Source organism: Dietzia sp. HMSC21D01, from assembly GCF_001815995.1.
Lineage (GTDB): Bacteria > Actinomycetota > Actinomycetes > Mycobacteriales > Mycobacteriaceae > Dietzia > Dietzia cinnamea.
This window is the reverse complement of sequence record NZ_KV823987.1, coordinates 1-9,294: the sequence shown is the minus strand read 5'-3', so window position 1 is coordinate 9,294 and position 9,294 is coordinate 1. Positions and strand designations below refer to the sequence as shown.

The following is a 9,294-nucleotide window of genomic DNA, read 5'->3' as shown; positions in this document are numbered from 1 at the left end:
CATCCAGATCGCGGAGCTGCTGGTCAAGTAACGCAGCTGCTGGTCAAGTAGCGCGCCTGCCGGTCAGGTAGGCGGTCGCGGGGTACGCCGTCGGGAGTACGACGACGACGAGGTCCGCGGCTGCAACGACGGAGCCGCCGCTCGGTGTTCGCGCCGGGCGGCGGCTCTCGTCGCTCCGAGGGCCGCGGGGGCGGCGCCGCCTCGGCCCGTCGCTCAGTTGAGGTTCCAGTCCTCCACGGGCTCAATGATGTTGCCATCGGAGTCGTAACGATAGAAGCCCTGACCGTCGCCGAGTCCTGCCTTTCCGGCGTCGATTCCCTCCTGGAGCATGTCGGCGAACTTGATCCTGGTGGGGTCGCCGGATGCGCGGGAGATGTTGGCGGCCACATTGAAGCCGACCGTGTCGAACACCTGGAACGGGCCGTGCGGCGAGTTGGCGGCGGTGCGCCAGACGGTGTCGATGTCGGCGGGATTGGCGACGCCGTTGACGTAGAGGGCGGCGCCGGCGTTGAGCCACGGGACCAGCAGGCTGTTCAGGAGATAGCCGGGCGTCTCCTTGTGGATGGGTACACCGACGAGGCCGATCTCGCCGGCGAACTCGAGGACCGCGTCGAAGTACTTCTTGTCGGTCTGCGGCGTGACCATGACCTCGCCGGTGTTGTAGCGCCACACGAGGTTGGCGAAGTGTAGGGCCAGGAACTTCTCGGGGCGGCCGGTGTCGGCGGCGAAGTCGCTGGGCCGCAGCGTCGAGGTGTTGGTGGTGAAGATGGTCTTCTCCGGCGCGTGGGCTCCGATCTGCGCCCAGACCTGCTTCTTCAGGTCGAGCTTCTCCGGGATCGACTCGATCACCAGGTCGGCGTCGGCGACCGCCTCGGCGATGTCCGTGGTCGTCTTGATGGATTTGATGGCGGCGTCGAAACGGGCCTCGTCGAAGTCGGGGAGGTCGCGCCGGTAGTAGCCGCGCATCCACTCCCATCGCTCGGGCAGTTCGGCGAGCAGTTCGTCCGAGATGTCGTAGCCGGTCACGGTCTTGCCGTGGTAGGCGGCCTGCATGATGATCTGGGATCCGAGTACGCCGGTTCCGAAAACGGTTACCTCGGTGATGTCGGTCAAGGTGATTGCAGCTCCTCTCGTTCACGCTGATGCGTGCGGTGGTTCCGCGAGACAGACGTTACGCCGGTCCGACCTGGGTCGCACAGGCTGACGGCAGTTTGCGTGTCGTGCGCCGTGAGAACCCCCGTCGGCCGATGCATGGGAACCGGCTGAGGCCAGCGGAATCGGTTGCTGCGGGCCCGTTGCGTCCGGTCGTGCCGAGGTCCGGCCGGTGCCATAGTGGGAACCGGAACGGCCATTGTGTCCGGGACCACATTCGCGGGACCACGGTAGGGCACATGGCGACACCGCACGATCGTGCAGGTCATCGGCCTGCGCTGACGAGAGGAACGCAGATGGCCATCAACGACGACGACATGACCACCTCCGCCGCCCAGGGCGAAGGGGTCGCCGACGGCGGCTCCAACCCGGGCGGCCACGACGGCGGCGCGGACGGTTCCGCGCACCACACCAAGGGCGAGGGTGAGGGTCTGGCCGACGGTGGCTCGAACCCGGAAGGTCACGACGGCGGGGCCGACGGGGCTGCCGATGCCGGCGAAGGACCCGCTGATGGCGGGTCGAACCCGGACGGCGCTGACGGCGGCGCCGACGGTACGCAGTGATCCCTGGTGCTCGAGCGGTGCATCGGCTGCGGGCGTGATGAGTTCGCGGACGAGGTCTGGGGTCGGCGACCGCTGCTGACCCGCTCGGCGCAGCTGCCGCGCGACTTCTCGGACCTGCTGTCCCCGGCGATGGTCGACGAGATCATCGCCGAGCGGGGCGTGCGCACGCCGTTCGTCCGGATGGCGCGGGAGGGCTCGCTCGTGGACCGGGCGTGCTTCACCCGCGCCGCCGGCTTCGGTGCGCAGATCGCCGATCAGATCGACCCGGACGGGATGCTCACGCAGTTCGCGGCCGGGGCGACGATCGTGCTGCAGGGCCTGCACCGGTTCTGGCCGCCGATCATCGACTTTGTTCAGGACATGAACGCGGACGTCGGCCATCCTGTGCAGACCAACGCGTACATCACCCCGCCGGCCAATCGGGGTTTCGACCCGCACTATGACGTTCACGACGTGTTCGTCCTCCAGGTGTCGGGCGCCAAGCGGTGGCGGGTGCACGAGCCCGTCCACCACCATCCGCTGCCTGACCAGCCGTGGACGGATCATCGCGAGGCGATCTCGGCGCGGGCCGCGGACGAGCCGGTCATCGACGAGGTCCTCGAGCCCGGGGACTGCCTGTACCTACCGCGTGGCTGGATCCACTCGGCGGAGGCGCTGGGCGAGACGTCGATCCATCTGACGGTGGGCGTCGCGCCCTTCACCGGGGTCGACATCGCCCGGGCGGTGCTCGACGGGCTCGCCTCGGACGAGGGACTGCGGGCGTCGTTGCCGCTCGGTCTCGCCCCGGTAGCCGCCGATCGGACCGAGGACCACGTGCGGGAGGTGCTCGCGACGATCGCCCGGTTGGCCACCGAGGAGCCGGACGCGATCGCGGCGCGGACCGGGCGGGCGCTCGCCGCCCGGTACCTGGAACTCACGCGGCCCGCGGCCATCCGCCCGTTGGCCACCCTCGATGCCGTCGCCGCGCTCGACGCCGACACTCCGGTGAGGTGGCGCGACGGCCTACACGGTTCGATCGGCCCGGCTGCTGTCGCCGACAAGGTCGTTCTGCGCCTGCCCGACAAGTCGATCACCTTCCCGGCGGAGTGCGAGCCCGCGCTGCGGGAGATGATCGACGGCGACCCGGTCAGCGCCGGCGCGCTCCCGGGACTGGACACCGCGGACGGCGCGGTGGTGCTGCGCCGGTTGCTGCGCGAGGGTGTGGTGGTGGCTCTGTGAGGGTGATGGCGCTGTGAGCAGGCCTGCGGACTGGGAGCCGTGCAGTGACTCGTCGTTGCGCCGCGGCGATCCCCTGGACGGGTCGGGCTCCCGGGGGTTGCGGTGGCTGATGGTCGAGCTGTCCGGCCCGTGGGGGTATTCGGCGCTGCTCGACTCGCCGGGTCTCCTTCCGCCGGAACTGGGTCGCGAGATCGCGGGGCGCGCCCAGGAGGCCGACGTCCGGGTGGCCGCGATCCGCAGGCCGGGTCGTCGTCGTCATACAGAGGAGCAACGCTGGCGGTGGGCGCTCGCCGACGCGCGGCCCGGGCACGAATCTCTGCGGTGGGGCGAGGTCGACGGGCCGGTCGGCTACGCCGAGATCCCCCTCGACGGTTCCGCCGGCTCTCCCGGCGCGGAGCCGCTGGTCGCGGTTTGCGCGCACGGTAAGCACGATCAGTGCTGCGCGGTGCGGGGCCGGCGCGCTGCGGGGCTCATCGCCGACCGGTATCCGGAGTTCACGTGGGAGTGCTCGCACCTGGGTGGCGATCGCTTTGCCGCGACGATGCTCATCCTGCCGCACGGCCTCTACTACGGGCGTGTCGATCAGGCGGAGGATCCGGCCGAGATCGTCACGCGATACACCGAGGGCCGGGTCGACGAGCGGCTCCTGCGCGGACGCAGTAGCTATTCGGCGGCCGTGCAGAGCGCCCAGCATCACGCCCGGGCGGTGGAGCCCGACGACCGCATCGACGCCTTCGCCCCGGTGCGCGTGGTCGAACGGGACGAGCACGTCGAGGTGACGCTCGAGGGCCCGCACGGTCCGGTCGAGGTGTGGCTGCGCGAAACCTACTCGGAGCCGATCTTCACGATGTGCCGGGCCCACGCCCCCGGGCCGGTCCGGCAGTGGGAGCTGATCGAGGTCAGGGGCGGCGGGTAGGGCCGGACGTCGGGGCGAGGTGGAGCGAGGATGGTCGAACCACGTGTGGCTCCGCGGAGACGTCCTCGACCGCGGCTCCTCGGCGACTCCGCACGCGAAAGGACAGGCGACGTCGATGCAGCCGTTGATCCGCGCCGCCAGCCTGCGCGGGTTCGCTGAGCTCGTCACCGAACTCGGCGGGGATCCGGATCGGCTGCTCGCGCGGTTCGGCATCGAGCCAGAGACGTTGGCGGACGAGGACGGGCTGCTGTCGATCACCGACCACGACCGGATGCTCGATGTGGCGGCAGCCCACCTGCGCTGCCCGGACCTCGGTCTGCGGCTGGCCGAACGGCAGGACGTGACGATTCTCGGCCCCATCGCGCGCGCGATCGGATCGTCGCAGACCCCCGCGGAGGCTGCAACGTCGCCTCGCCGCCGTCGACACCACCTACGGCCGGGTCGTCGACGGCCTGCGTCGGGATCGCGCGCACCGGTTCATCACGACCAGCGACCTGTCCTTCACCCAGATCGCCGACCTGGTCGGTTTCGCCGAGCAGGCCACGCTCAGCCACGCGGCGCGCCGGTGGTTCGGTATGTCCCCCGGGGAGCTGAGGCGGGCCACCAACCTGTCGCCCTGACACAAGTTTCCCGCCGCCGGACACCGGATGCTGGTGTCGACCGCGGGAACGACCGGCGCCCCCGGGCGGCCACCCCATCGGCGAGGAGGAGCGAACGATGCTGCGCGAAGATCCACCGCGTTCGGACCAGGTGTCCGGACCCATGCTCGAGCAGATCGGAGCGCGGCCGATCCCCGAATTCGACGGCGTCCACGACGTGTGGCCGCGGGGCGAGCGGCTGAGGGCGGTGCGCTCGGCGGCCGCCGAGTACAAGAAGCGGTTCGTGCAGCAGGGGCAGGTGCGGGCGGTGCGGTCAGTCGACGTGGCCGGGGCGCCGTACCCGGTCAAGTACGCCTTCGACAACGCGGTGTCGGTGCCCAGCCTGCCGTTGGTCACCATGATCAACCGCATGGTGGTGGTCCAGTACGACGACTGGAACGGTCGGCCCCGCACCCTGGTGTTCGAGCCGACCGTCCCCGCCGGTTCCGCCAAGGCGCCGTTCTACGCCAATCTGGAGAGGCTGGTCGACGCCGTCCCCGGCGGCCGCCTGGCCAGCAAGGCGATTCTGAAGTACTTCAACGAGCCCGGCGAGGCCCTGGCCAAGGTGGGGCTGCGGCCGGAGGACGTGGACTTCCTCACGTTCGACCACCTGCACGTGCAGGACCCCCGGATGATTCTCGGCTCGAGCGAGGTGATCGCGGGCGAGCCGACGCCGCGCACCGCCCTGTTCGGCGATGCGCAGCTGCTCGTGCACCGCCGCGAACTGGCCACCCTGGAGGACCTGCACCCCATGCAATGGGCCTGGTACGTCTCCGGCGGACTCGACGGCGTCCACCGGGACAGGTTCGCCGTGTTCGACGGCGACATCGAGCTCGGCCCCGGCATCGCCCTGCTGTGGACGCCCGGCCACACGGACGGCAACCACTCGCTGGTCATCAACACCCCGGACGGCGTGTGGGTGTCCTCCGAGAACGGCATCTCCCTGGACAACTGGCAGCCGGAGCTGTCGAAGATCCCCGGCGTGCGCCGCTACCACCGCGAGTACGGCCGCGAGATCTGCCCCAACGCCAACACCCTCGAGGACGCGCTGGACCAGTACGACTCCATGATCAAGGAGAAGACCCTCGCCGACCCGTGCCCGGCCGACCCGCGCTGGCTGCAGATCCTGCCCTCCACCGAACTGGCGCCGTGGAAGCGTTTCTGGCCTGTGGTGCCGACGTACTGCCACGGTGGGATCTCCTACGGCGAGATCCGCGCTGGACTGAGGGACGGGAAGTGACGACGACGACGAGGATCCGCAGCGCGCTCGTGACCGGGGCCGGTCGCGGCCTGGGCCGAGATATCGCGGGCCTGCTGGCCGACCGCGGGTATCGCGTCATGATCACCGATCTGGACGAGCAGTCGTCCCGGACGGCGGCCGCGGAGATCGGGCGGGGTGCGCTCTGGGCCGCTGTCGACATCCGCGATCGCGGGCAGGTCGACGAGGCCCGGGACCGGCTGGTCGCGGAGACCGGGGGCGTGGACGTGTGGGTCAACAACGCCGGCGTCCTGCTCACCGGCCCGGCGTGGGAGCAGACCGACGACCAGCGGCGGCTCATGCTGGACGTCAACGCGCTGGGGACGATCAACGGCACGGTCGCCGCGATCGAGGCCATGCGCGGCCGCAGCGCTGGTATCCCGGGCACCGGCGCGACCGGCAGTGGCGGGCACATCGTCAACATCGTCTCGCTGGCGGGGATCTCCGCGGTCCCGGGCGAGGCCGTCTACGCGGCGTCCAAACACGCGGTGATGGGCTTCAGTTCCAGCACGGCCGCCGACCTGCGGCTGGCCGGGGTGGACGATATCGACATCTCGTGCATCTGCCCGGACGGCATCTGGACCCCGATGCTCTTCGACAAACTCGAGGACCCGCAGGCGGCGCTGTCGTTCTCGGGTGTCCTCCTGCAGTCGGAGGACGTGGTGCGCGCGGTGGGCAGGGTGCTGGAGTCGCGGCGCCCGGTTACGGCCGTCCCGGCTAGGCGCGGGGCGCTGGCCAGGCTGGGTGCCGCGTTCCCCCGCCTGGCGTCCGCCCTCCTGCCGCTGATGGCCGCCAAGGGTCGCCGGAAGCAGCGCACTCTCCTACGAACGCAAGGATCGTCCCGCTCTTGACCACTCGGACAGACCCCTCCGTGATCATCCATCGTGAGGTCGACCTGCAGTCCCGGTTGCTCTACTGGGCCGGGCGGGCGACGCTCCGTCAGGTGTACCGCTTCTGGCCCATGACCGGCGCCGGGATCCGGGGGCTGGCCGAAGTCGAGCGCGGGTTCTCGCGACTGGCGGGCCCCGCCGGGGTGCGTGTGGAACGGACCGTGCTCGGCGGCACCGCGGCCGAGACGTCGACCCCCGATTCCGTCGGCCCGGACGCATTGGCCGACGTGACCCTGCTCTACCTCCACGGCGGCGCGTTCGTCTTCTGCGGCCCCGGCACCCACCGTGGGCTCTGCGGCCGGCTAGCGATAGACCTCGGCGTGACCGTGCACTCGCTGGACTACCGGATGCTGCCGGAGGTCGACCTGGCGACCGTGGTCGCGGATGCCTACGCCGGGTATCGCGCTCTGTCCGAGCAACTGCCCGCGGATCACCGGATCGTGGTGGCCGGGGACTCGGCGGGCGGGTACCTGGCCGCCGCGATCTGCGAGTTGGCCGCCCGCGATGGCGTCCGCCAGCCCGCCGCGATGGTGGGCTACTCGCCCCTGCTCGACGTCGATGGCGAGGTGCGTGAGGGGCCGTGGGCCACGCGCGACTCCTACCAACCGGCCGTCACGGTGCAGCGGTTCCAGAGGCTGTGGCAGCACCACGCCGACGGGCTGGAGAGCAGCCGTTCGATGCTCACCTGCGATCCGGAGGTGTTCCCGCCGACGCTGATCACCCTGGCTGCGGGGGAACTCGTGGAACCGACCGCGCTCCAGCTGACCGAACGCCTACACGCGGCCGGGCGGCCCGTCGAGACCCATCGGTGGTACTCGGCAGTCCACGCGTTCCCGGTGCTCGCCGGCCTGACCCCGCACAGCCGCCACGCCGGCAGGATCACGGTCGAGTTCCTGCGCCAGACGCTGACGGCGCCGGTCTCACGGCACCCTCTCTCACGGCGCCACCCCTAGCTCGCGTGCCCGGGCCGCGGCGGCGGTCCGCAAGGTCACGCCTAGTTGGTCGAGACGTGCACGAGGTGGGTGTTGACCGTGGCTTCGGACAGGTGCAGGTAGCGAGGCGGCGACCTGTCGGTTACACGACCCCCTCGGCCACGGCGCGCAGGACCTCGGACTCCCGGTCCCTGAGCACCGGCCGAGGTGACGCTGAAGTGCTCGCACGGTCCGGTCGAGGTAAAGCTGGGCGAGACCTACTCGGACCCGATCGTCACGATGTGCCGGTCCCACGCCCCCGACCCCGTCAGGCAGTGGGAGCTGATCGAGGTCAGGGGCGCGTAGGAAGCGTCAGTGCGTCAGACGGTCTCCACCACCGGCTCGGACAGGGAGTCGGCGACGGCCTCGGCGGCGGGCTCCTCGAGCGGGATGGTGCAGGCCAGGGGCTAGCTGCCGGACCAGTCGTGGCCCCAGTAGCTGTCAGCGATGATGTTCTGCGGCAGGTACTGGTCCTCGTCCACCATCAGGCCGTCGTAGCCGTACTCGATGTCCCAGCCGCCGGGCGCGCGCAGGTAGTAGGACACCATCTTGTCGTTGGTGTGGCGGCCGAGGGTGGAGGAGATGCCGAACCCGTGCTCGGTGGTGCGCTCCATGGCCTGGGCGACCATGTCCATCTCGGCCACCTCGAGCATGATGTGGACGATCCCCGGGCCCATGTGCGGGGCGGGCATCACGGCGAAGCTGTGGTGGCGCGGGTTGACGCCCATGAACTGGATGCGCAACGGCGGCATGCCGGGGGCGGCCGGGAACGGGAACGCGCCGCGGGTGTGGAAGCCCAGCACGTCGCGGTAGAAGCCGATGGTGGCGTCGTAGTCGGGGGTGGGGACCACGAGGTGGCCCAGGCCCAGCTCGTCGGTGACGAACTCGGTGCGGTACCTGGTGGAGACCGTGGAGTGGTCGAGCTCGGCGCCGTGGAAGATCTCCAGGCGCTGGCCGCAGGGGTCCTCCAGGGTGATGGCGCCGTCGACCTTGATCGCCTGCGTCTCGTCGTGGGGTGAGGTCGCGGTAGGCGATGCCGTGCTCGGTGAGGGTGGCCCGGACGCGGTCGAGGGCGATCTCGTCGCGCACCTCCCGGCCCACGGCGTCGAGGTTGTCCTTCTCGGCGCGGCGCAGCGTGATGCGTCGGGCGCGCTCGTCGAGGCGCAGGCGGAGGGTGTCGTCGTCGCCGCCGGCGCCCACGCCCAGGTCCAGCACGTCGTGGGCGAGGGTGCGCCAGCGGTCGAGGTCGGTGGTGTTGATCCTGAGGTAGCCGAGGGCCCGGATGTCGCCCATGGAGTGTCCTTTCGCCGATGAGGGTCCCGGCGTGCCGGGGGTGCCGCCGTCCGTCGCGCTGCGCGCGTCCGGGGGAGGGATGAGGACACAGTGACCGCGTAGTGGCGCGCGTCGCCAGGCGATCCTGCTGTGTGGGAAAGGTGCAGGTGGGACCCTAGCTATAAGATAAGCCCAGGAGGCTGACGCGAGAGGCGCCGCATTGTAGCGGCACCGCCGCGATCGACCAGGCTTACTTCTTGAGTATCGACGAGTCAACGCGTTGACCGCCCGGTCGGTTTCGGATGCGGCCGCTGACTTTGGCCGAGTACAACTAGCACGGCTACCAGCACCGACGCGTCGCACTTCGACCGGCCACCGGATCCCGTTAGTGTCGCGTGTCGTTAGTTCCTAAATGC

The 9,294-nt window shown here is 70.4% G+C and carries 8 protein-coding genes and 2 pseudogenes; 8 read left to right on the top strand and 2 right to left on the bottom strand.

What is annotated here, in order from left to right; translation table 11 throughout:
- Positions 1 to 213 precede the first annotated feature (213 nt).
- Complete coding sequence (locus HMPREF3086_RS11740) at positions 214 to 1,113, bottom strand: 3-hydroxyacyl-CoA dehydrogenase (protein ID WP_070722014.1); 900 nt, start codon at positions 1,111 to 1,113, stop codon at positions 214 to 216.
- 335 nt (positions 1,114 to 1,448) lie between these two features.
- Here HMPREF3086_RS11740 and HMPREF3086_RS11735 point away from each other — a divergent pair, with 335 nt between their 5' ends.
- From HMPREF3086_RS11735 to HMPREF3086_RS11705, 8 genes and pseudogenes are all read left to right on the top strand, one after another.
- Complete coding sequence (locus HMPREF3086_RS11735; RefSeq protein WP_063972174.1) at positions 1,449 to 1,715, top strand: hypothetical protein; 267 nt, start codon at positions 1,449 to 1,451, stop codon at positions 1,713 to 1,715.
- 6 nt (positions 1,716 to 1,721) lie between these two features.
- Entirely contained in the window at positions 1,722 to 2,933 is a 1,212-nt protein-coding gene (locus HMPREF3086_RS11730) for a cupin domain-containing protein (protein WP_070722012.1), read from the top strand.
- A 109-nt stretch (positions 2,934 to 3,042) separates the two neighbouring features.
- Positions 3,043 to 3,849, top strand: coding sequence for a sucrase ferredoxin (locus tag HMPREF3086_RS11725; protein WP_210401869.1), 807 nt, complete (start codon positions 3,043 to 3,045; stop codon positions 3,847 to 3,849).
- Between the two features lie 115 nt (positions 3,850 to 3,964).
- A pseudogene (locus HMPREF3086_RS19925) lies at positions 3,965 to 4,240 on the top strand (AraC family transcriptional regulator ligand-binding domain-containing protein); the annotation flags it as partial.
- 7 nt (positions 4,241 to 4,247) lie between these two features.
- On the top strand, positions 4,248 to 4,469 hold the full coding sequence (locus tag HMPREF3086_RS19920) for a helix-turn-helix domain-containing protein (RefSeq protein ID WP_210401868.1): 222 nt from the start codon (positions 4,248 to 4,250) through the stop codon (positions 4,467 to 4,469).
- Between the two features lie 97 nt (positions 4,470 to 4,566).
- A complete protein-coding gene (locus HMPREF3086_RS11715) occupies positions 4,567 to 5,727 on the top strand; it encodes an MBL fold metallo-hydrolase (RefSeq protein ID WP_083324420.1) in 1,161 nt (386 codons plus the stop codon).
- Positions 5,724 to 6,596, top strand: a complete 873-nt coding sequence (locus HMPREF3086_RS11710) for an SDR family oxidoreductase (protein WP_070722007.1) — start codon at positions 5,724 to 5,726, stop codon at positions 6,594 to 6,596. The genes HMPREF3086_RS11715 and HMPREF3086_RS11710 overlap by 4 nt, the downstream gene beginning before the upstream one ends.
- Positions 6,593 to 7,588 carry an alpha/beta hydrolase gene (locus HMPREF3086_RS11705; RefSeq protein WP_070722005.1) on the top strand — a complete coding sequence of 332 codons (996 nt, stop codon included), beginning with the start codon at positions 6,593 to 6,595 and terminating at the stop codon, positions 7,586 to 7,588. The genes HMPREF3086_RS11710 and HMPREF3086_RS11705 overlap by 4 nt, the downstream gene beginning before the upstream one ends.
- Before the next feature lie 425 nt (positions 7,589 to 8,013).
- Here HMPREF3086_RS11705 and HMPREF3086_RS11700 read toward each other — a convergent pair.
- A pseudogene (locus tag HMPREF3086_RS11700) lies at positions 8,014 to 8,899 on the bottom strand (VOC family protein).
- Between the last annotated feature and the right edge of the window lie 395 nt (positions 8,900 to 9,294).